This is a genomic window from Ruegeria sp. BJ6, from assembly GCF_056537885.1.
On the sequence record NZ_JBQFSG010000003.1, the window covers coordinates 118,610 to 136,937 of the forward strand.

The 18,328-nt window shown below is 58.2% G+C and carries 19 protein-coding genes and 1 riboswitch; of the genes, 14 read left to right on the forward strand and 5 right to left on the reverse strand.

The annotated features are described in order from the left end of the window. Nucleotides 1-46 precede the first annotated feature (46 nt). The 6 genes from ACR0D6_RS09455 to cobO all read left to right on the forward strand — a co-directional run bounded on the left by ACR0D6_RS09455 (nt 47) and on the right by cobO (nt 5,956). The gene (locus tag ACR0D6_RS09455) at nt 47-1,498 is read left to right on the forward strand and encodes an aldehyde dehydrogenase family protein (protein ID WP_480765328.1); all 1,452 of its coding nucleotides are present in this window, start codon (nt 47-49) and stop codon (nt 1,496-1,498) included. Between the two features lie 253 nt (nt 1,499-1,751). Then, nucleotides 1,752-1,899, forward strand: a riboswitch (FMN riboswitch). 73 nt (nt 1,900-1,972) lie between these two features. Further along, nucleotides 1,973-2,413: a 6,7-dimethyl-8-ribityllumazine synthase gene (locus ACR0D6_RS09460; protein WP_480765329.1), complete on the forward strand. Its 441-nt coding sequence runs from the start codon at nt 1,973-1,975 to the stop codon at nt 2,411-2,413. A gap of 148 nt (nt 2,414-2,561) precedes the next feature. After that, the gene (aroC, locus tag ACR0D6_RS09465; protein ID WP_170653635.1) at nt 2,562-3,662 is read left to right on the forward strand and encodes a chorismate synthase; all 1,101 of its coding nucleotides are present in this window, start codon (nt 2,562-2,564) and stop codon (nt 3,660-3,662) included. Between the two features lie 37 nt (nt 3,663-3,699). After that, nucleotides 3,700-4,308: an HD domain-containing protein gene (locus tag ACR0D6_RS09470; protein ID WP_480765330.1), complete on the forward strand. Its 609-nt coding sequence runs from the start codon at nt 3,700-3,702 to the stop codon at nt 4,306-4,308. Nucleotides 4,309-4,362: 54 nt separating this feature from the next. Continuing rightward, nucleotides 4,363-5,298, forward strand: a complete 936-nt coding sequence (locus ACR0D6_RS09475) for a DMT family transporter (RefSeq protein ID WP_170653639.1) — start codon at nt 4,363-4,365, stop codon at nt 5,296-5,298. A gap of 58 nt (nt 5,299-5,356) precedes the next feature. After that, complete coding sequence (gene cobO, locus ACR0D6_RS09480) at nt 5,357-5,956, forward strand: cob(I)yrinic acid a,c-diamide adenosyltransferase (protein WP_170653641.1); 600 nt, start codon at nt 5,357-5,359, stop codon at nt 5,954-5,956. Between the two features lie 21 nt (nt 5,957-5,977). Here the strand turns inward: cobO and ACR0D6_RS09485 are convergent, their stop codons facing one another. The 4 genes from ACR0D6_RS09485 to ACR0D6_RS09500 all read right to left on the reverse strand — a co-directional run bounded on the left by ACR0D6_RS09485 (nt 5,978) and on the right by ACR0D6_RS09500 (nt 10,135). Further along, nucleotides 5,978-7,498, reverse strand: a complete 1,521-nt coding sequence (locus ACR0D6_RS09485) for a trimethylamine methyltransferase family protein (protein ID WP_480765331.1) — start codon at nt 7,496-7,498, stop codon at nt 5,978-5,980. A gap of 220 nt (nt 7,499-7,718) precedes the next feature. Next, a complete protein-coding gene (locus ACR0D6_RS09490; protein WP_480765332.1) occupies nt 7,719-8,084 on the reverse strand; it encodes an SPW repeat domain-containing protein in 366 nt (121 codons plus the stop codon). Nucleotides 8,085-8,194: 110 nt separating this feature from the next. Beyond that, a complete protein-coding gene (locus ACR0D6_RS09495; protein WP_480765472.1) occupies nt 8,195-9,145 on the reverse strand; it encodes an AraC family transcriptional regulator in 951 nt (316 codons plus the stop codon). Between the two features lie 123 nt (nt 9,146-9,268). After that, the gene (locus tag ACR0D6_RS09500; protein ID WP_480765333.1) at nt 9,269-10,135 is read right to left on the reverse strand and encodes a branched-chain amino acid aminotransferase; all 867 of its coding nucleotides are present in this window, start codon (nt 10,133-10,135) and stop codon (nt 9,269-9,271) included. Nucleotides 10,136-10,293: 158 nt separating this feature from the next. On the opposite strand from ACR0D6_RS09500, the gene ACR0D6_RS09505 reads away from it, so the two are divergent. The 7 genes from ACR0D6_RS09505 (at nt 10,294) to dxs (ending at nt 16,378) form a co-directional block, all read left to right on the forward strand. Next, the gene (locus tag ACR0D6_RS09505) at nt 10,294-10,806 is read left to right on the forward strand and encodes a MarR family winged helix-turn-helix transcriptional regulator (RefSeq protein ID WP_480765334.1); all 513 of its coding nucleotides are present in this window, start codon (nt 10,294-10,296) and stop codon (nt 10,804-10,806) included. Continuing rightward, nucleotides 10,803-11,504 carry a response regulator gene (locus ACR0D6_RS09510; protein ID WP_480765335.1) on the forward strand — a complete coding sequence of 234 codons (702 nt, stop codon included), beginning with the start codon at nt 10,803-10,805 and terminating at the stop codon, nt 11,502-11,504. The genes ACR0D6_RS09505 and ACR0D6_RS09510 overlap by 4 nt, the downstream gene beginning before the upstream one ends. Nucleotides 11,505-11,614: 110 nt before the next feature. Then, on the forward strand, nt 11,615-12,352 hold the full coding sequence (locus ACR0D6_RS09515) for a delta-class carbonic anhydrase (RefSeq protein WP_480765336.1): 738 nt from the start codon (nt 11,615-11,617) through the stop codon (nt 12,350-12,352). Between the two features lie 40 nt (nt 12,353-12,392). Next, nucleotides 12,393-13,319: a histone deacetylase family protein gene (locus ACR0D6_RS09520; RefSeq protein WP_480765337.1), complete on the forward strand. Its 927-nt coding sequence runs from the start codon at nt 12,393-12,395 to the stop codon at nt 13,317-13,319. After that, entirely contained in the window at nt 13,316-13,558 is a 243-nt protein-coding gene (locus ACR0D6_RS09525) for an exodeoxyribonuclease VII small subunit (protein ID WP_170653656.1), read from the forward strand. The genes ACR0D6_RS09520 and ACR0D6_RS09525 overlap by 4 nt, the downstream gene beginning before the upstream one ends. Next, nucleotides 13,558-14,424, forward strand: coding sequence for a polyprenyl synthetase family protein (locus tag ACR0D6_RS09530; RefSeq protein WP_480765338.1), 867 nt, complete (start codon nt 13,558-13,560; stop codon nt 14,422-14,424). The genes ACR0D6_RS09525 and ACR0D6_RS09530 overlap by 1 nt, the downstream gene beginning before the upstream one ends. A gap of 22 nt (nt 14,425-14,446) precedes the next feature. Next, on the forward strand, nt 14,447-16,378 hold the full coding sequence (gene dxs, locus ACR0D6_RS09535) for a 1-deoxy-D-xylulose-5-phosphate synthase (protein WP_480765339.1): 1,932 nt from the start codon (nt 14,447-14,449) through the stop codon (nt 16,376-16,378). A gap of 359 nt (nt 16,379-16,737) precedes the next feature. Here dxs and ACR0D6_RS09540 read toward each other — a convergent pair whose 3' ends face one another. Next, nucleotides 16,738-17,604 carry an SDR family oxidoreductase gene (locus ACR0D6_RS09540; RefSeq protein WP_480765340.1) on the reverse strand — a complete coding sequence of 289 codons (867 nt, stop codon included), beginning with the start codon at nt 17,602-17,604 and terminating at the stop codon, nt 16,738-16,740. An 88-nt stretch (nt 17,605-17,692) separates the two neighbouring features. Between ACR0D6_RS09540 and ACR0D6_RS09545 the strand changes: the two genes are divergently transcribed. Further along, nucleotides 17,693-18,325: a class I SAM-dependent DNA methyltransferase gene (locus ACR0D6_RS09545; RefSeq protein ID WP_480450813.1), complete on the forward strand. Its 633-nt coding sequence runs from the start codon at nt 17,693-17,695 to the stop codon at nt 18,323-18,325. Nucleotides 18,326-18,328: the final 3 nt, after the last annotated feature.

Consider the following 18,328-nt stretch of genomic DNA (forward strand, 5'->3'; position numbering starts at 1 on the left):
ATGGATTTACCCTTATTCAGAGCCTGATTTTGTAAAGGAGGCACCAATGAGCAACCCCATATGGTTTGATCCCGGCCATTGTCTGATTGGTGGCCAGTGGATGCCGGCATCTTCCGGTGAAACCCTTGTCCTGACAAACCCTTCCGATGGATCTGAAATCTGCCGCATCGCGCGCGGCAGTCCTGCCGAGGTAGATCAGGCCGTTCAGGCAGCGCGCCTTGCGATGGAGGGGGAGTGGGGCCGTTCGACGGCATTGGAACGGGGCCGCATCCTTGCCCGATTGGGGCAGCTGGTGCTGGAACGGGTCGATGAGCTTGCCGCGCTCGAAGCGATGGATGTGGGCAAACCCCTGACACAGGCACGCGCGGATGCCGTGGCTCTGGCGCGATATTGCGAGTTCTACGGGGGGGCTGCGGACAAGGTGATGGGCGAAACCATCCCCTATCTGGATGGCTATACCGTTTATACGCTGCGCGAACCGCATGGGGTCACGGGGCATATCGTGCCGTGGAATTATCCGATGCAGATCATCGGGCGCTCAGTCGGGGCCGCCTTGGCGATGGGTAACGCCTGTGTACTGAAACCGGCAGAGGAGGCTTGCCTTACCGCGCTCGCCTTTGCCCATCTCGCGGTTGAGGCGGGGCTGCCAACCGGGGCCTTGAACGTCGTACCCGGATTGGGGGCCGAGGCGGGCGCGGCCCTGTCCGGCCATCCGGGGGTCGACCACATCTCATTCACCGGATCGGTTGCCACGGGCGCTCTGGTCCAGCAGGCAGCAGGAAAAAACGTAGTCCCGGTGACGCTGGAACTGGGTGGCAAGTCCCCGCAACTGGTCTTTGACGACGCCGATCTGGATGAGGCGCTGCCGTTTCTTGTCAATGCGGGCATACAGAATGCCGGTCAAACCTGCTCGGCCTCGTCCCGAATTCTGGTTCAGCGCGGTGTATACGATCAGGTTAGGGCCAGAATGGCCGAGGCGTATTCAGACCTTACCGTCGGACCCGCACAATTGGATTTGCGGGTTGGGCCTTTAATCTCGGCCCGGCAGAAAGAGATCGTCAGCGGGTTTCTGGCCAAGGGCAGCGATCTGAACACCGCCGCGCAGGGCCGGGTGGTCGACCATGCGCCTGAAACCGGGGCCTATGTGCGCCCAACGCTGTTTGCCGACGTACCGCCGGATCACGTTCTGGCACGGGATGAGATCTTTGGACCGGTTCAGGTGCTGATCCCGTTCGACACCGAAGACGAGGCCAAAAAAATCGCCAACGGGACAGAGTATGGGCTGGTCGCCAGTATTTGGACGCGGGACGGCGCCCGGCAGATGCGTCTGGCCAAGCACCTGCGCGCGGGTCAGGTCTTTATCAACAATTATGGCGCCGGTGGCGGCGTGGAATTGCCATTTGGTGGCGTTGGCAAATCGGGCCACGGGCGGGAAAAAGGGTTCGAGGCGCTGTATGGGTTTTCACAATTGAAAACGGTGGCCGCCCGACATGGCTAGATTGGGGCGGAACCTGCTGCTGGCCAGCGGGTGATGTTTGCTTCTGCCCACGTCGATTGGGATGGGACAGTGAAAGCCCGTTGACGGCTTTAATGTCAGTCGCGCCTTAAAGCGCTCATGATCCGGGGCTTTCGGGGGCCAAATTCATTTTTGCGCGCTTGTTCTTCCCGAAAAAACCGAGGCGGAGCGTACTCTGCCCCTCTGCCCTTGTTCATTTGCTCTTGCAGATGCAGCCCTCCATTTGGCAAGCTTGCACCGTTCTCAGGGCGGGGTGGAATTCCCCACCGGCGGTATGCGGATTATCTCTGCAAGCCCGCGAGCGGCTTCTGGCAACGGAAGTGTCAGCAGATCTGGTGAGATGCCAGAGCCGACGGTTACAGTCCGGATGAAAGAGAACGTGCAGGCCACGCCGCGATCCGGCGCGGCTGCTCGTGATCGCCTTGGGTGACGTGTCTGTTACGAAAGGAGATCACAATGACACACACCCGCTATGCATTCGTCAAAGCCAACTGGCATTCCGATATCGTCGACCGCGCGCTGGATGGATTCCTCGAATTGATCCCCGCCGATAAGGTCGATGTTTTCGATGCACCTGGCGCCTTCGAAATGCCGCTGCTGGCCCGCGATCTGGCCCAGACCGGCAAATACGCTGCAATTGCCTGTGCAGCCTTCGTCGTGGACGGGGGTATCTATCGGCATGATTTCGTGGCGCAGGCCGTCGTCGACGGACTGATGCGCGCGGGTCTCGATACCGGCGTACCAGTTCTGTCCGTATCGCTGACACCCCATCAGTATCAGGAAACCGATCATCACAACGCGATCTACCGCGCGCATTTCGTCCAGAAAGGCCGCGAAGCCGCGCAGGCTGCCCTGCAGATAACCCAAACACGCCAGAAACTCGATAACGCGGCCTGACCGCTACATTTTGTTTCATATCCGGTGGCTGTGATTTGAGCCACCGGCTCAAGAGGGGGCAACGCCCCCTCCTTTGCCCTCGCATACGCAAATCCGCTTGAGGCCAAGGACACTCCCCGCTAATCACATCGTTCAAAGGAGCACGCCCATGTCGATGAACAGCTTTGGCCATCTTTTCCGCGTCACCACCTGGGGCGAAAGCCACGGTCCGGCGCTGGGCGCGACTGTCGATGGTTGCCCGCCGGGCGTGCAGATTGACGAAGCGATGATCCAGCACTGGCTGGACAAGCGTAAGCCCGGCCAGAACAAGTTTACCACGCAACGGCGCGAAGCGGACGCGGTGAAAATAATGTCGGGCGTGTTCGAAGGGCAAACAACGGGCACCCCGGTCCAGCTGATGATCGAAAACACCGATCAGCGGTCCAAGGATTACGGCGACATCATGGACAAGTTCCGCCCGGGCCACGCTGATATCACCTATTGGCAAAAATACGGTATCCGCGACTATCGCGGCGGCGGTCGCAGCTCGGCCCGCGAAACAGCTGCGCGGGTGGCAGCCGGTGGGCTGGCGCGTGAGGCGATCAAACAGCTAGCCCCGAATGTCCAGATTACCGGGTACATGGTGCAAATGGGTCCGTACAAAATAGACAGAGACCGTTTTGACTGGGTACAAATCGAACAAAACCCGTTCTGGACCCCCGACGCGCAGGCGGCCGGAGAATGGGCGGACTATCTGGACGAGCTTCGCAAATCCGGCAACTCGGTCGGCGCGGTAGTCGAGGTGGTTGCGCGCGGTGTCCCTGCCGGGCTTGGCGCGCCGGTTTATGCCAAGTTAGACACTGATCTTGCCGCCGCGATGATGTCGATCAACGCCGTCAAGGGTGTCGAGATTGGCGAAGGCATGGCCGCCGCCGAGCTTACCGGCGAAGCCAATGCGGATGAGATTTTCATGGGTCAGAATGGTCCTCAATACAGCTCGAACCACGCAGGCGGCATTCTCGGCGGCATCTCGACAGGACAAGATATCGTTGTACGTTTTGCTGTAAAGCCAACGTCTTCGATCCTGACGACGCGAAAAACAATCACCAAGTCCGGTGAGGAGACCGAGATCATTACCAAGGGCCGTCACGATCCCTGCGTCGGTATCCGGGCGGTGCCCGTGGGCGAGGCCATGATGGCTTGCGTTATTCTGGACCACCTGCTGCTGCATCGCGGCCAGATCGGCAAAAACCGTGGTCAAATTGGCTGATCTTCGCAACCAATTTCGTAGCATCGCCGCGTCCCGCATGGCGACGGACCCGGCGCATGATCTTGCGCATCTGGATCGTGTCTGGGTTAACGCCCGTGCTATCGCGGACGAGCAAACCGATATGCGCGTTCTGCTTGCTGCCTGTTATCTGCACGATCTGGTCAACCTGCCCAAAAACGCGCCTGACCGTCACCTTGCGTCGCGCCTGTCCGCTGAACAATCAGAGCCTGTGCTTAAGGAAATCGGCTATTCGAGGACGGAAATTCAGGCCACGCAGCACGCTATCGCTGCCCATAGTTTCTCGGCTCAAATCCCACCTGAAACACAGGAAGCCCGCATTTTGCGCGATGCCGATCGTCTGGACGCGCTGGGTGCAATCGGTATTGCGCGCACTTTTTCGGTTTCCGGTTCACTGGGGCGGGAACTTTATGACCCCGCGGATCCGTTCGCCAGCGCGCGCGCCCTGGATGATCTGCGCTTTTCGGTCGATCACTGGAAGGTCAAATTGCTGAACTTGCCTGACGATATGTTGACCGAGGGTGGAAAAGCGATGGCCGGTGCCCGGATCCAGCGAATGATCCGGTTTCTTGAAGAATTTGCCGAAGAAATCGGCAGCGACCTGCCACCGGACTGGATACCAGATTAATCGCGCCCCATCCGGGCGTTGATCTTTAGCCCATAAAGGCGCAGGGTCGCGCCGATGGCAAAATCCTTAACATCGCATCGACCCGTTCTTGCCGTGGTGCTCAAACTGAGCGCCCTTTTTCTGTTCACGGCGATGTCAGCGCTGGTCAAGGCTCTGTCGGATGACTTTCCGCCCGGCGAGATGGTGTTTTTCCGGTCGCTTTTTGCAATCCCGGTCATCGTCATCTGGTTGATTTCACGCGGAGAACTGGCGCACGGGTTCATTGTGAAAAAGCCATCGGGTCATTTCTGGCGCGGCGTTCTTGGGACAACCGCGATGGGGCTGACCTTTACCGGGCTCAGCTTGTTACCTTTGCCCGAAGTTACCGCGATTGGGTATGCGACGCCGATCTTTACCTTGATTCTGGCGGCGCTGATGCTGGGGGAACGTATCCGGATGATCCGCATCGGCGCTGTAGGGATCGGGTTACTTGGTGTTTTGATCATGTTGTGGCCCCGGCTGGGCAGCGGCGGAATGGAGACCGCCGCCACCATCGGCGCCCTGTGCGTGCTGGGTGCAACAATCGCCCGCGCTTTTGTGCAGATACACATTCGGCAACTGGTACAGGTCGATCATCCGGCAGCAATCGTGTTCTATTTCTCGGCGACCGCGACAGTACTGTCCGCCCTGACGGCCTTTTTTGGGTGGACCATGCCAACCTGGGAACAGGCAGCGATATTGATTGCAATGGGTCTGATTGGGGGCGTGGCGCAAATCCTTGTCACGTCGTCTTATCGGTTTGGTCAGGCCTCGATGCTGGCGCCCTATGATTATACAACCATGCTGTTCGCCATTGTCATCGGGTACATCTGGTTTGACGAGTTGCCGACGTTGGTGATGTTGTCTGGGGCGGCATTGGTCATTGCTGGCAACGTTCTGGTGATCTGGCGCGAACGCCAGCTGGGGCTTGAACGTGGCAAGGCCCGATCGGTCACGGACCCCAAAGCATGACCTTTACCTTTTCCAAACTTCCCCTAGTTTGGCCCTGACAATGAAATGAGGTTCCCCCATGAGCGACGCGCAGGATCACAAGGAAAAGATGCAGCAGGTGCAGGCCCAGCACCGCAAGAAAGTGTCCGAGGCGGTTGATCCCGAACGTGGGCTGGTCCTGATCAACACCGGCAAGGGCAAGGGCAAATCCTCGGCTGCGTTCGGGGTCGTGATCCGGGCGCTGGGTTGGGGCAAGAAAGTCGCCGTTGTGCAGTTCATCAAGGGCAAGTGGAAAACCGGCGAGCGTCGGTTTTTTGAAGAACACAATCTGGTCACCTGGCACACGATGGGTGAGGGTTTTACCTGGGACACGCAGGATCGCGAACGCGATATCGCCGCCGCCACCGCTGCCTTTGGCAAGGCGCGTGCGCTGATGGAAAGCGGCGAATACGATCTGGTGGTGCTGGACGAGATCAATATTGCCCTGCGTTATGAATATCTTTCGGTGGCTGATGTTCTCGAGGGTCTGCAGGCCCGGTCCGACAAGACCAGCGTGTTCCTGACCGGCCGTGACGCTCCGCAGGAGTTGCGCGACTATGCCGATCTTGTCACCGAGATGACTGAGGAAAAGCATCCGTTCCAAGCAGGGATCAAAGCCCAGCGTGGCGTGGATTTCTGAAACGGCGCAGGTAGGATCAAGCTAGTGCCAGATGTCCGGCAAGCTTGATTTCTTGCGCGCCATGAAGTCCTGCAAAGCCTCTTCGACCGCCTCGTCCAGAGGCGGTGCCTCATAATCCGAAAGCTGCTTTTTCCACTTGGCATTGGCGCGGACTGCCATATCCGCGCCACCACGCTCGGACCATGTTTCAAAGGGCTGCGTGTCGGATAGTTCGGCGTTGTAGAACGCGGTTTCGTAGTTCCTGAGCGTATGGGCGCAGCCAAAGAAATGCCCGCCCGGCCCGACCTCGGTAAAGGCGTCCATCGCAAAGGCTTCGTCATTCAGCGGCAGCCCGGCCACAAATCGGTGCATCGCGCCCAGATAATCCGCATCCATGACCAGCTTTTCGTATGAGATGGTCAGGGCGCCCTCCAGCCAGCCCGCGGATTGCAAAACAAAGTTCGCACCGCTCAGAACGGCGGCATGAAGGGCAGTTACGCTTTCCATCATGGATTGCGCGTCCGGCAGCTTCGAGCTGGTAAACGCGCCCGAACAGCGGATGGGCAGGCCAACACGTCTGGCAAGTTGTCCGGCCACATAAGACGCAAGCGCCGATTCCGGGGTGCCAAATGACGGCGACCCGGATTTCAGATCCACCGAGGTGACGAAATTGCCGAAAACTACAGGCGCCCCCGGGCGGACCAATTGTGCAAGTGCGCATCCGACAAGCACTTCGGAATAGGCCTGAGTGACTGCTGCAATCATCGATACCGGCGCTGTCGCACCACCCAGCACAAATGGAACGATGACGGGGCATTGATTGGCGGCGGCATAAGTTCGAATGGCGCCCGACATCGCATAATCGAACATCAAAGGTGAATTCATGTTGATGTTCGCCATGATCACACAGTTCTGGTCGGTGAATTCGCGTCCGAATGCAATGCGCGCCATCTCAATACTGTCTTCTGCTCGTTCGGGTGCTGTGACTGACCCCATGAACGGCTTGTCGCTGTATTTCAGATGGGCAAAAACCATGTCCAGATGGCGTTTGTTCACCGGCAGATCGGTGGGTTCGCAGGTGGTCCCGCCGGAATGGTGCAGCCATGGGGACATGTAAACCAGCTTTGTCAGGTCCTGAAAATCGGCAATGGTGCCGTACCGGCGCCCCCGATCAAGGTCACTGACAAAGGGCATGCCATAGGCAGGACCAAACACCAGGTTGCTCCCGCCCAGATCCACCGTGCGGTCCGGATTGCGGGCGTGCTGACGGAATGTCCGCGGGGCCGTCTTCAGAAGACTCTGTATAAGGCCCGGCGGGAATTGTACCCTATCCCCCTGAACATCCGCCCCGGCTTCGCGCCAAAGTCGCAGCGCCTCGGGGTCGTCGATGAATCGGACACCGACATCACGCAATAGCTGCTCGGATCTGACCTCGATAAGCTCCAGCCCTTCTTCGCTCAGCATGTCATAGGGCGGAATTTCGCGCCGTACACCTGCGATGATTGCGGGCTTTGGCGTGCTTGGCACACGCCGGGCGGTGCGTCTTCGAATGGTGCGTTCCATGTCACATCCTGAAAACAGCTGTAATCAAAGACAGTTTCACAAGAAATGGCATCCGGAACTTCGCCGGATGCGACACGAGCCTCCAAACGCGACACAGCGGTTATCACGTTTTTGCGGGTTCGTGGACCTGCTGCGCACTAAGCGCGGATACAATTCGGGCCGCGCATTTCTATATACGCGGCCCGGATTTTAGCGATTTGCCAGATCGGTTCCGGTTGTTTCAGGCTGTCACGCCCCGTTCAGGTGCACTGAGTGAAATCACCAGCACCACCGCCGCGCCGTTCAGCCAGTAATAGGCAGCATCCAGCCCGGAAAAGCCCAAAAGACCCGGTGCAAACAGGAATGTGATGCCGACAACAAGGTCCACTGCAAGGTGGAACCTGTATGGCAGAACCCTCCAAATACCCAGATGGTGATCGGTCAGTACGGTCAGAAGAAAGGCCGCCACACCGGTGATCACTGAAAGCCAAAGCGCCATCGGGTTGGACTGCCCCAACCCCAGAACAAATGGCAGGATGACCAGCGCAAGGGCGACCGGATAGTCAAGGTAGGCGTGCACTGTACGGGTCACAAAACGTAAAGACATTCGAGTTTCCTTTCCCTGGTTAAGATACCCCCAAGTTAGGAAAGTCATCCCGGACGCAGCAGCCCAGATCGTTTTGCATTCTTTGCAGATCGTTCAAAATCCGGCGCGTATTAATGCAACGCCCTGTATGCCGCCGGTGACAGTCCGATCTGTTTTTTGAACACGCGCGAAAATGCGGCCTCGGATGCGTATCCCACCTCGATTGCGGCATCGGCCACATTCCATCGGTTTTCCGTCAACCCGTGGCAGGCGATCTGCATCCGCCAGCTGGTCAGGTATTGCAAAGGCGTTGTTCCCATCTTTTGCGCGAACAGCTGCGCAAATGCCGTTCGTGACATGCCGGCCTCACGCGCAAGGGTTTCAACACTCCAACTTTGCGCCGGAGAATGGTGGAACGCCGTCAGGGCGCGGGAAATACGGGGATCGGCAAACCCGGCCAGTGCCGCATTGTCCGGGCTTTGACGTTCGAGATAGGCCCGTATTGCCTGGGCAAACAGCACTTCGGACAGTTTTAGCGCAATCAGGTCGCCCCCAATACGCGCGCCGCCTACCTCCGAGCCGATCATGCGCAGTGTGGCTTCGATCCAGGTGCCCACTTCTTCGCCATAGTTTTCTATCAGAATGTATGGCGGCAACCGGTCAACCAACATGTGCCCTGCGCCCCGTTTGCCCGGCGCTTGCGTAAACGAGAAATGCCCGCAGATCAGCTGAGTGTCCCGGCCTTCTTCGGTCCCGCCATAGACCAGAACGCCATCGCCATTGTATCCGGCGGCTTCCAGCACGTTTTCCAGAGGTAAGGCATCCATCGGCCGCACTTCGTTACACAGCAGCGCATGCGCCGCACCATGCGGAATAAGGATCAAATCCCCTTGTTTGAGCCTAAGCTTATCTCCCGTTTCAGGCAAAAACACCTTGAGTTCGCCGCGTTGCACAAAGTGGAACCGCGCCACGTTTTCAAAACTTGGCACTTGAATTCCGAAGGGCGGCGTAAAGGACGTTCGAAAATAGAATGTCCCCTTCAGGGACAGGCGGGTGAGGATATCGCTTAGCAGGTCCAACATGGCCAAAAGATAGGCAAGTATTGCCTTTCGTCCACTATGCTGAACGATCTGCAACACTATTTGAATGAATGGCACAAAAAAGCCCCCGCAAAACACGGGGGCGGAAAAGGTCGTGTATAATTCTCAGGAACGGACGAGTTTCTCGTAGTCCTCGGCGATTTCGCGGGTCAGATCGCCAACTTCGAAGGTGTATTCACCAATCTGACCTACAGGTGTGACTTCGGCTGCGGTGCCGGTCAGCCAGCATTGTTCGAAATCTGACATCTCTTCGGGCATGATGTGGCGCTCATGCACGGTGATCCCTTTATCCTTCAGCATCTGAACCACGGTCTGACGGGTGATGCCGTTCAGAAAACAGTCCGGTAACGGCGTATGAACTTCTCCGTCCTTGACGAAAAAGACGTTGGCGCCAGTCGCCTCGGCCACGTAACCGCGGTAATCCATGAACAACGCGTCCGAGCAGCCCTTGGCCTCGGCCTTGTGCTTGGAGATGGTGCAGATCATGTACAGACCCGCCGCCTTTGCGTGAACCGGAATGGTCTCGGGGCTGGGGCGTTTCCATTCAGCAATGTCCAGCTTGGCACCCTGCATCTTAGCGTCGCCGTAATACGCCCCCCACGGCCAGACCGCGATGGCCATACGAACCGGGTTCTGCGCGGATGCGACACCCATGTCATCGCCCGAACCACGCCAGACAACCACGCGGACATAAGCGTCCTGCAATCCGCTGGCCTTCAGCGCCTCATCTTTTGCGGCCTCAATCTGATCGACAGTGTAAGGCATTGGCATATCGAGGGCTTCTGCCGACGCAATCAGGCGCTCGGAGTGTTCGCGGCTTTTGAAGATTTTACCATTGTACGCCCGCTCACCCTCGAACACGGACGAGGCATAGTGCATCGCGTGGGTCAGAATGTGCACCTTCGCGTCGCGCCAGGGTACCAGTTCGCCATCCATCCAGATGACACCTTCACGATCGTCATAGCCCGCCATGCTAACCTCCAAAACCGGCCTGAATTTCCGATTGTTGCGCCCAATAGGTCCGGAGTGGACATAATGTTGCGCAAAAACTGCGAGTCGATACCTGTTCACTATTGGAATGTCAACAACGCTGACATAAACTCGGATAGAGCTAAGAAAAGAGGCCCGATATGTCCGAAACCCGCCCCGCCCCTGTCTTTGGTGGCGAAAGCCTGTTGTTTCTGACAGATGAGCAATTGCGGCAGGGAATCGAGGCGATGTTCTTTGCCTATCGCGGATTTACGGCGGATCCGGATCGAATCCTGACCCAGATGGCCTATGGTCGCGCCCATCACCGGGCCATCCATTTCATCAATCGCGCGCCGGGAACCACCGTCAACAATCTCTTGGCCATCCTTGGTGTTACCAAACAATCTCTGAACAGGGTTCTGAGGACTTTGATCGAAGATGGTCTTGTCGAAAGCCGTGTGGGCAAAGTGGATAAACGCGAACGGCATCTGTTTCTGACTGAGGCAGGTCGGGCGCTGGAAACCCGCCTGTCCGACGCCCAGCGCGCCCGGATGCGCGCCGCCTATAAAGATGCAGGTCCTGAAGCCGTGGCAGGGTTTCGTAAAGTACTTGAAGCGATGATGGATGCTGATATGCGTCGCGCCTATACCAAATTGCGGGAAACAACTTCATGAGCGAAATGGACGCCCACCTGCTGATCGTTGACGATGACGAACGGATTCGCGATCTGCTCAAGAAGTTTCTGATGCGGAACGGCTTTCTGGTCACAGCCGCACGAGACGCCGCGCATGCGCGGCGGGTTTTGTCGGGGCTGGATTTTGACCTGATCGTGCTGGATGTGATGATGCCCGGAGAGGATGGTGTCAGCCTGACACGGGCGCTACGTGAAACGCACAACACGCCGATCCTGCTGTTGACGGCGCGGGGGGAAACCGAACACCGGATTGCCGGGCTTGAGGCCGGAGCGGACGATTATCTGGCCAAACCTTTCGAACCCAAGGAATTGCTGCTGCGGATCAATGCGATCCTGCGGCGGATGCCGGAAACACCGGCACAGGACAGCGTTTCCAAGATCCTGCATCTTGGGCCTATTCGATATGACATCGAACGCGGTGAGATGTGGCAGGGCGAAAACCCGGTGCGCCTGACGGCGACGGAAAGCCAGCTGATGAAGATATTTTCTGCACAGCCTGGTGAGCCGATCAGCAGGGCAAAGCTGGTCGAGGACCTGGGGCGTGACCGGGGACAGGCGCAGGAGCGCGCCGTCGACGTTCAGATCACTCGTCTGCGCCGAAAGATAGAACAAGACCCCAAGCGGCCACGTTATTTACAGACGGTTCGCGGCGCGGGCTACATGCTGGCACCGGACTGACGTTACGCTTTTTGTGAGTAGTACTCTGGCTCATGATACACTGCGCGCGAATTTAATCGAGTGGAGTGATTATTATGCGTTTCCTCACATTATTTATTGCAATGCTTCCAATGTCTGCGATGGCGCAGGAGTTGTGCCGGAATTACGGACCTCAGTCCCCTCGGGACATCTCCAACGATGCGGGCACGAACCCCATCAGTTTTCCGGTCGCAACAGATATCAGACGGATGAACCTGTGCGACATTCATTCGCATACGCTGGCCGAACACAAGGGGCCGGGCTTTTCGGTATTGGCGGCTGAAGACGGTATGGTGGGGTATAGATGCAACCAAACAGATGAGCTTAGCGAAGCGGAACTCACCCAGCCCGATGGTACCGTAAGCTATGGCGGAGCAAAACCGGGCGACACGATTGAAGTGCATTGGGTGTTTACCACATGCGATGTGGCCCCCGGGCCTACACTGAATTCCTGCTTTAGTGACAGTTGTGCGAACCCTGCACTACGTGTTGAAAGTCAGGTGTTTTTGGTCGTCAATGATGACAAAGCGGCTGATTTCGCAATGTTTGCCTATGACGGCAACATTGCCAACGGCTTTCACCAACCCATGGCCTTGCCGTCTGCTGGCGATGCGGCAGTGATGTACAAGGGCTCGACAACGGGTCCGGACTTTATGCAGAAAATCTGCTCTCCGATGCAGGTGACGTGGAACGTGCGGCCGGATTGCAAGAAAGTTTCGTATAGCTCTCTTCAGGATTGGGCGGCGAAAGGAAATGCCTTCGAAGAGTTTCAGAGCCATGGTGCCCGGCAGTTGGTAACGGCCCCGGAATTGTTGTCGCAAATAGATTGACTATTTACCTTCGCGTCCTCGCGTTGATAGCCTGCGCGCCATGACAACCGCCCTCATTACCCATGCCGATTGCCTCGGCCACGTTACCCCGCAGGGCCACCCGGAAAGGGTGGCGCGTCTGGAACATATTCTTCATGCGCTCGAAGCGCTGGAACTCAAGCGCGTGACCGCTCCGCTTGCCGCCGATGACGACCTGCGCCGGGTCCACCCGGACAGTTACATACGGGATATTCGCGCTGCATGCCCAGACAGCGGATTTACCCAGATTGACGGTGATACGTTCATATCGCCTGGATCGATCGATGCGGCCTATCGCGCAGCCGGGGCGGTGGTGCGGGCCGTCGACATGGTTCTGGGCGGCGAGGTGCCAAATGCCTTTTGCGCAGTTCGTCCGCCAGGTCATCACGCCGAATCCGAAACAGCCATGGGATTTTGCCTGTTTGGCAATGCGGCGCTGGCAGCCAAGCACGCCCTTGACCATCACGGGTTGTCGCGGGTTGCTGTTGTGGATTTCGACGTTCACCACGGAAACGGGACTCAGGATTTGCTGTGGGACGAGGCGCGCGCGCTAGTGGTAACCAGCCAGCAAATGCCGTTGTGGCCCGGTTCGGGTCGCCCGGATGAAACGGGTGTACACGACACGATCCTGAATATCCCGCTTGCCCCCGGCTCGGGCGGGGCTGAGATGCGTGCAGCCTATGAGGGACAGGTTTTTCCGCGCCTGCGCGCATTCAAGCCAGAGCTGATTATCATTTCCGCCGGGTTTGACGCGCATCAGGACGACCCGTTGGCCAATCTGAACTGGTCTACCGGTGATTTTGCATGGGTTACCGCCGAATTGTGCGGGATCGCCAATGAGGTTTGTCAGGGTCGTATCGTCTCGACTTTGGAAGGCGGGTATGATCTGAACGCGCTTGCCGACGCGACACGCGCGCATGTGGAAGAACTGATAAAGGCTGCACAATGACCGAGACACCTGTTGACCAGATGACTTTTGAACAGGCGATGAAAGAGCTTGAGACCGTTGTCGGACAGCTGGAACGTGGCGACGTGGCGCTGGACCAGTCGATTGCGCTGTACGAACGGGGTGCAAAACTCAAGGCGCGTTGCGAGGCTGAGCTGAAACGGGCCGAGGAAAAAGTGGCTGCCATCACGCTGGATGCTGGTGGTCAGCCAACCGGGACCACACCTGTCGAAGGGCTCTGATGTTTCGCGAACAATTGGTGGGGGATGCCGAGCGCATTCAGAAGCAGTTCGATCTGGTTCTGGGGGCGCTGGACGACCTGGAGATCACTCAGGCGATGGCCTATGCCACCCGGGGCGGCAAGCGACTGCGCGGGTTTCTTGTGCTGGAAAGCGCGCGTCTGCACGATATCGAGGAAACGCAGGCAATCTGGCCCGCCACCGCAATCGAAGCGTTGCATGCCTATTCTCTGGTACATGACGATCTGCCCTGCATGGATGACGATGATCTGAGACGGGGTAGGCCGACCGTGCATGTCAAATGGGATGACGGCACCGCGGTTCTTGCAGGTGATGCGCTGCAAACTCTGGCCTTTGAACTTTGCACCCGACCCGAGGTGGGAACAGCCGATGTTCGCGCGGAACTGGCTCTAACATTGGCGAAAGCCAGCGGTGCCCAGGGCATGGTGCTGGGACAGGCGCTGGATATCGCCGCCGAAACCGCGTCTGAACCGCTTACGCTGGAACAGATAACCAGATTGCAGGCAGGTAAAACCGGTGCCCTGATCGAATGGTCGGCCTGCGCCGGTGCCCGATTGGCCCAGGCAGACGGTATCCCGTTGCGCCAATATGCCCGGGCGCTTGGCCTTGCTTTTCAGATTGCTGATGACATTCTGGATGTCGAAGGTGATGCCGAAAAAGCCGGAAAGCGTCTGCAAAAGGATGCGCAGGCGGGCAAGGCAACGTTCGTCTCGCTTCTGGGGCTGGATGCGGCCAGATCGCGTGCCGCGGAACTGGTGGAAGCCGCCTGTGCGGCGTTGGATGGCTACGGATCAAGGGCTGAAACCTTGAAGGATGCCGCACGCTTCGTTATTGCCCGGGACAGCTAAGCCGCAAGGGATGCGCCAAAACATGACGTCTGACCGCCCGAATACACCGTTGCTGGATCTCGTGAACCGCCCGGCGGACCTGAAGCAGTTTTCGGATGCACAACTGACCCAGCTTGCGCAGGAGCTGCGGTCCGAGACGATCTCGGCCGTTTCCGTGACAGGCGGGCATCTGGGCGCAGGTCTGGGCGTTGTTGAACTGACGGTCGCCTTGCACGCGGTCTTTGACACGCCGCGGGACAAGGTCATCTGGGACGTGGGCCATCAGTGCTATCCGCACAAAATCCTGACGGAACGGCGCGAGCGCATTCGCACTCTGCGGCAAAAGGACGGGCTGAGCGGCTTTACCAAGCGCAGCGAAAGCCCCTATGACCCGTTCGGCGCAGCGCATAGCTCAACCTCGATCAGCGCCGCGCTGGGCTTTGCTGTAGCCCGTGATTTGGGCGGCAATATCCCCGAAGGTCTGGGCGATGCGATCGCCGTGATCGGAGATGGCTCCATGTCGGCAGGCATGGCCTTCGAGGCAATGAACAACGCAGGCCACCTGAACAAACGCCTGATTGTCATCCTGAATGACAATGAAATGAGCATCGCACCCCCCGTGGGGGCGTTGTCGAACTATCTTTCCCGGCTTTATGCGGAAGAGCCGTTTCAGGACCTGAAGGCCGCCGCCAAGGGTGCCGTTTCGCTGTTGCCCGAGCCGTTCCGTGAGGGTGCGAAGCGAGCCAAGGAGATGCTCAAAGGCATGGCCATGGGCGGCACGCTGTTCGAAGAGCTTGGGTTTTCCTACCTCGGTCCTATCGACGGGCACGACATGGATCAGTTGCTGCCGGTGCTGCGTACGGTCAAAGCGCGTGCGAATGGTCCGATCCTGATCCATGTTCTGACCAAAAAAGGCAAAGGCTATGCCCCCGCCGAACAGGCGCGCGACAAAGGACACGCAACCGCAAAATTCGATGTGGTAACAGGCGAACAGAAAAAGGCGCCCTCGAACGCACCTTCTTATACGTCTGTCTTTGGCAAAACTCTGGTCGAGGAAGCTGCACGGGACGACAAGATTGTCGCCGTCACCGCCGCCATGCCCGATGGAACGGGTCTGAACCTGTTTGCCGAACGGTACCCGTCGCGCTGTTTCGATGTGGCAATCGCGGAGCAGCACGGGGTGACCTTTTCGGCCGCGCTGGCCGCCGGGGGCATGAAACCGTTCTGCGCCATGTATTCGACGTTCCTGCAACGCGGATACGATCAGGTCGTGCATGACGTGGCAATCCAGCGCCTGCCGGTGCGTTTTGCCATAGACCGCGCAGGTCTGGTGGGCGCGGATGGCGCAACCCACGCCGGTTCATTTGACGTTGCCTATCTGTCGAACTTGCCCGGTATGGTCGTCATGGCCGCTGCGGATGAGGCCGAACTGGTGCACATGATCGCCACAGCGGCGGCCCATGACGATGGACCCATCGCCTTCCGCTATCCGCGCGGTGAGGGCGTGGGCGTCGATCTGCCAGAGCGCGGCGAGGTGCTGGAGATCGGCAAGGGACGGATGATACAGGAAGGTTCACGCGTTGCACTGCTGTCCTTCGGCACACGTATGGCCGAAGTTCAGAAGGCCGCCGAATCCCTTTCTGCCAAAGGTATCACCCCCACTATTGCCGACGCACGCTTTGCCAAGCCGCTGGACCGGGATCTGATCCTGGATCTTGCGTCAAATCACGACGTTCTGATCACCATCGAAGAAGGTGCGATTGGCGGCTTTGGCAGCCACGTTGCGCAACTTCTGGCCGAGGAAGGCGTCTTTGACACCGGACTGAAATATCGTTCGATGGTCCTGCCGGATATCTTTATCGATCAGGCCAATCCGGCGGATATGTACGCCGTTGCCGGGATGAACGCAGAACAGATAGAAGCCAAGGTTCTGGACGTTCTGGGCATCGCAACGATCGGAGAGAAGCGGGCCTGAAAATAGCGGGTGCAAGGCCGGAAATTTTTAGTACGAGAAGCCGGTCGCTTTATCAAGCCAGCGATAAAGCTCCGAAAAACGGCTCTGATTCAAAGCACGAACCAACCTGGCTATTTCATCGTCACCAAGTATGTAAACCGGTAGGCGTTCCGGATGAGCGACTGCCAGATTCAATAGTGCCGCCCTCATCCCAAAAACTGCTGGGCCTAACACGATGTCGAACCTTTGCAGTGCAGACAGGGATTTCCAGATTTGCTCGGTGGTTCCCGGAAACTGTTGCTGAAGGCGGGCATGCAGTCGCCCCAACGTGCGAAAGTTCCAAATAACATAAACCAGATGCGCCCAACCCATTCCGACGCCTACGAATTTTGCGGGTCAGCACCTTGGGCTTTTAACAGCGCCTCTAACCCAACCCGGTAATTTGGATAGATCAGCTTAACCCCCAACTCATTCTTGATCCGGTCATTCCGAACCCGCTTGTTTTCCTCGTAAAAACTGCGCGCCATCGGCGTCATCTCGGCTTCGTCGAACGGTACTGCGGGAGGAAGGGGCAGGCCCTGCAATTCCGCTGCATAACCGATCACGTCCTGCGGCGGCACCGGTTCGTCATCGCAGACATTGTAGATCGCACCTGGATTTGGCTGCGCCATCGAAGCCATCAGGACTTGTGCTATGTCCTCAACGTGGATGCGCGAAAACACCTGTCCCGGCTTGATGATCCGCCGCAAACCGCCGCGTTTGAGCTTGGAAAATGGGCCACGGCCCGGCCCGTATATCCCGGCCAGCCGAAAGATGTGCAGGGGAAGGCCGGGTATCGCCGCCCATTGCTCTTCGGCGCTGACACGCCACCGGCCACGTTTTGCCGTAGGCGCGGGTGCGGTGCCCTCATCCACCCATCCCCCCTTGTGGTCCCCGTAGACGGCGGTTGTGGACAGGTATCCAACCCATGAAAACTGGGCTGCGCGGTCTGCAATCTCATCGCCCAATTCACTGAGAACGGGGTCGCCATCTGCATCCGGCGCTGTCGAGATGAGCAAATGGGTAACACCATCGAAAGAAGGCGATTCACCGGGCCAGACAACCGTTTGTGCGCCCGAGCCACGGATTTCACCGTCCTGCTCTGGATTGCGCGTCGTGCCGATAATTTGCCAGCCCAGGGGCTTCAGCTGCCGGGACAGCGCCCGGGCCGAGTATCCGTGTCCGAAAGAAAGTAACGTACCAGTCATGCCACCTAGATGATCCGGCTGCAAAAAGGATGCAAGCGCCGGATGGACGCACTTGATTCGAATCTCCTGTTGCGCCTTTCATTAAGTCATGACCGATAAAAAACCGAACCTGCACGCCGCTTACGCACTGGAAACCCCCGAAGATCACAAACTGCTCTATGCAGAATGGGCCGGAGACTATGACGATAGTTTTGCGGCGCTCGAAGATTATCAGCTGCATATCCACACTGCCCGCGCTTTCGTCGGTGCGGGGGGGCAGGGGCCGGTGCTGGATGTTGGTGCGGGCACAGGCCTTTGCGGTGCCATTCTGGCCGGGCTGGGCGTGGGGCCTATCGATGCCACGGATATCAGCGCTGAAATGCTGGATCAGGCGATGCGCAAGGACATTTACCGCGATGCGATCGAGGCTGATCTGAATCAGGGTATTCCGGTTCCGCGCGACAGCTATTCCGGCATCGTCTCTTCTGGTACCTTCACGCACGGCCACCTAGGGCCCGAGGCCCTGCCGGCGCTGCTGCGTATTGCCCGACCCGGTGCGCAATTTGCCCTGTCGATCAATGCAAAACACTTTGAGACGATGGGATTTGCCGACGCCCTGAGTAAAATGGAGCAAGGCCAGATTGATAACCTGACCTTGCCCGAAGTCCGTATCTATGGCGACCTCGCGGCCGGTCCCAACAAGGACGACACGGCGTTCATCGCATTGTTCGACAAGGCCTGAGAG

What these genes read in the sequence shown, in the direction of transcription:
- ACR0D6_RS09475 (WP_170653639.1), top strand. Translation starts at nt 4,363, where the DNA reads ATGGCAAAATCCTTAACATCGCATCGACCCGTTCTTGCCGTGGTGCTC.
- ACR0D6_RS09495 (WP_480765472.1), bottom strand. Translation starts at nt 9,145, where the DNA reads ATGTTGGACCTGCTAAGCGATATCCTCACCCGCCTGTCCCTGAAGGGG.
- ACR0D6_RS09455 (WP_480765328.1), top strand. Translation starts at nt 47, where the DNA reads ATGAGCAACCCCATATGGTTTGATCCCGGCCATTGTCTGATTGGTGGC.
- ACR0D6_RS09525 (WP_170653656.1), top strand. Translation starts at nt 13,316, where the DNA reads ATGACCGAGACACCTGTTGACCAGATGACTTTTGAACAGGCGATGAAA.
- ACR0D6_RS09510 (WP_480765335.1), top strand. Translation starts at nt 10,803, where the DNA reads ATGAGCGAAATGGACGCCCACCTGCTGATCGTTGACGATGACGAACGG.
- ACR0D6_RS09470 (WP_480765330.1), top strand. Translation starts at nt 3,700, where the DNA reads ATGGCGACGGACCCGGCGCATGATCTTGCGCATCTGGATCGTGTCTGG.
- ACR0D6_RS09460 (WP_480765329.1), top strand. Translation starts at nt 1,973, where the DNA reads ATGACACACACCCGCTATGCATTCGTCAAAGCCAACTGGCATTCCGAT.
- ACR0D6_RS09515 (WP_480765336.1), top strand. Translation starts at nt 11,615, where the DNA reads ATGTCTGCGATGGCGCAGGAGTTGTGCCGGAATTACGGACCTCAGTCC.
- aroC (WP_170653635.1), top strand. Translation starts at nt 2,562, where the DNA reads ATGTCGATGAACAGCTTTGGCCATCTTTTCCGCGTCACCACCTGGGGC.
- ACR0D6_RS09520 (WP_480765337.1), top strand. Translation starts at nt 12,393, where the DNA reads ATGACAACCGCCCTCATTACCCATGCCGATTGCCTCGGCCACGTTACC.
- cobO (WP_170653641.1), top strand. Translation starts at nt 5,357, where the DNA reads ATGAGCGACGCGCAGGATCACAAGGAAAAGATGCAGCAGGTGCAGGCC.
- ACR0D6_RS09530 (WP_480765338.1), top strand. Translation starts at nt 13,558, where the DNA reads ATGTTTCGCGAACAATTGGTGGGGGATGCCGAGCGCATTCAGAAGCAG.
- ACR0D6_RS09500 (WP_480765333.1), bottom strand. Translation starts at nt 10,135, where the DNA reads ATGGCGGGCTATGACGATCGTGAAGGTGTCATCTGGATGGATGGCGAA.
- ACR0D6_RS09485 (WP_480765331.1), bottom strand. Translation starts at nt 7,498, where the DNA reads ATGGAACGCACCATTCGAAGACGCACCGCCCGGCGTGTGCCAAGCACG.
- dxs (WP_480765339.1), top strand. Translation starts at nt 14,447, where the DNA reads ATGACGTCTGACCGCCCGAATACACCGTTGCTGGATCTCGTGAACCGC.
- ACR0D6_RS09545 (WP_480450813.1), top strand. Translation starts at nt 17,693, where the DNA reads ATGACCGATAAAAAACCGAACCTGCACGCCGCTTACGCACTGGAAACC.
- ACR0D6_RS09540 (WP_480765340.1), bottom strand. Translation starts at nt 17,604, where the DNA reads ATGACTGGTACGTTACTTTCTTTCGGACACGGATACTCGGCCCGGGCG.
- ACR0D6_RS09505 (WP_480765334.1), top strand. Translation starts at nt 10,294, where the DNA reads ATGTCCGAAACCCGCCCCGCCCCTGTCTTTGGTGGCGAAAGCCTGTTG.
- ACR0D6_RS09490 (WP_480765332.1), bottom strand. Translation starts at nt 8,084, where the DNA reads ATGTCTTTACGTTTTGTGACCCGTACAGTGCACGCCTACCTTGACTAT.